The sequence below is a fragment of the Streptomyces poriferorum genome, assembly GCF_019399235.1.
Lineage (GTDB): Bacteria > Actinomycetota > Actinomycetes > Streptomycetales > Streptomycetaceae > Streptomyces > Streptomyces poriferorum.
The window spans coordinates 1-1,149 of the sequence record NZ_JAELVH010000559.1 but is presented as its reverse complement, the minus strand read 5'-3'; the positions used below and the strand labels follow the sequence as shown (position 1 = coordinate 1,149).

The 1,149-nt window shown below is 69.8% G+C and carries 1 protein-coding gene and 1 pseudogene; one reads left to right on the top strand and one right to left on the bottom strand.

The genetic code is table 11. The features are described 5' to 3' along the window. Positions 1 to 321, bottom strand: a pseudogene (locus tag JGS39_RS39595) (hypothetical protein); the annotation flags it as partial. 246 nt (positions 322 to 567) lie between these two features. On the opposite strand from JGS39_RS39595, the gene JGS39_RS39590 reads away from it, so the two are divergent. Then, positions 568 to 1,125: a hypothetical protein gene (locus JGS39_RS39590; RefSeq protein WP_219574599.1), complete on the top strand. Its 558-nt coding sequence runs from the start codon at positions 568 to 570 to the stop codon at positions 1,123 to 1,125. Positions 1,126 to 1,149 lie beyond the last annotated feature (24 nt).

Genomic DNA, 1,149 nt, shown 5'->3' with positions numbered 1-1,149 from the left:
ACCCGCGACCGTCAGGCTGCCCGCCGCCTGCCCCTGACGCACCATCCACAACACGGTGAACCCGAGCACCAGCACACCCGCGAGTGCGACCAGCGGCCGGAAGCGGAGCACCACGCCCACGACCGCCAGGACCGCCGCGAAGAGGAAGGGCAGCAGGATCGAGCCGAGTACGCCGGGGTGGGCCGCGGTGATGCCGGTGAACAGGTCGTCGACCCCGTAGTACCGCCCGAGGCGGCCGTCGTACCAGTCACGGAAGGGGCTCAGCACGGCGGCCGCCGCTCCTAGGAGAGCGACGATCGAGCCGAGGACGTTACGGATCATGTCCGGTACCTCCCGCGGGCGGGAGACGCGTGCCGGCCGGCGACGCCGATCTTCACCGCTCTCGACTCGACGCTACGCCGGAGGCATGACCCACGCCACCAGACGGATGATGACGAGACCGTGACAGGGTCATGACCGAGCTACCGGTCGGGGCCCGTCACGCTGTGCGCTACGGTGTCGCGCGGCCGTCCGGCAACGGGGCCGGTACGCAGCACAGACGAAGGACAACACAAGGGGGACGTACCGATGGTGCGGCAACACGTGAAGCTGACCGTGGTCCTGGTCGCGGTGGTACTCGCGCTCACCGGCTTCTCCACTTCCAGCAGCGGCGGGAAGGGCGGCAGCAAGAGCAGGAGCGGGAAGAGCAAGTCGAGCAGCGGCGGAGGCGGGTGCTCCAGCTCGAAGAAGAGCAACGGCACGTACCACGACACCGACTCCGACTACGACTACGACGATGACGACTACAGCTCGTCGAGCGGCTCCTCGGGCTCCACGAACGTGACCCCCACCGCCACCGCCACGGACGCCCCGCAGGCGTACGTCTTCCGCTGCGCGGCCCCCCGCAAGGGCAAGCGCAAGGCCGTCACCACCTCGACGGTGCGGCTCACCGCGAACGCGGCCGGCAGCCACTCGTACGAGGTCGACGTGACCTTCCTCGACGCGGTCGGCAGCACCGTCGACACGGGAGAGGCGACCGTGGACGCGGACGGCGGCGAGACGAAGACCGTCTCCGTCCGGATGGACCACCCGGGCAAGGTCTCCCGGGTGAAGAAGTGCTCGGTCACCGCCGAGCTCGACTACTGAGGGCCCGGCCTCTCACCGCAGCCG

Bases quoted from the DNA above. Each gene is read 5' to 3' on its own strand.
- JGS39_RS39590 (WP_219574599.1), top strand. From the start codon at position 568: ATGGTGCGGCAACACGTGAAGCTGACCGTGGTCCTGGTCGCGGTGGTA.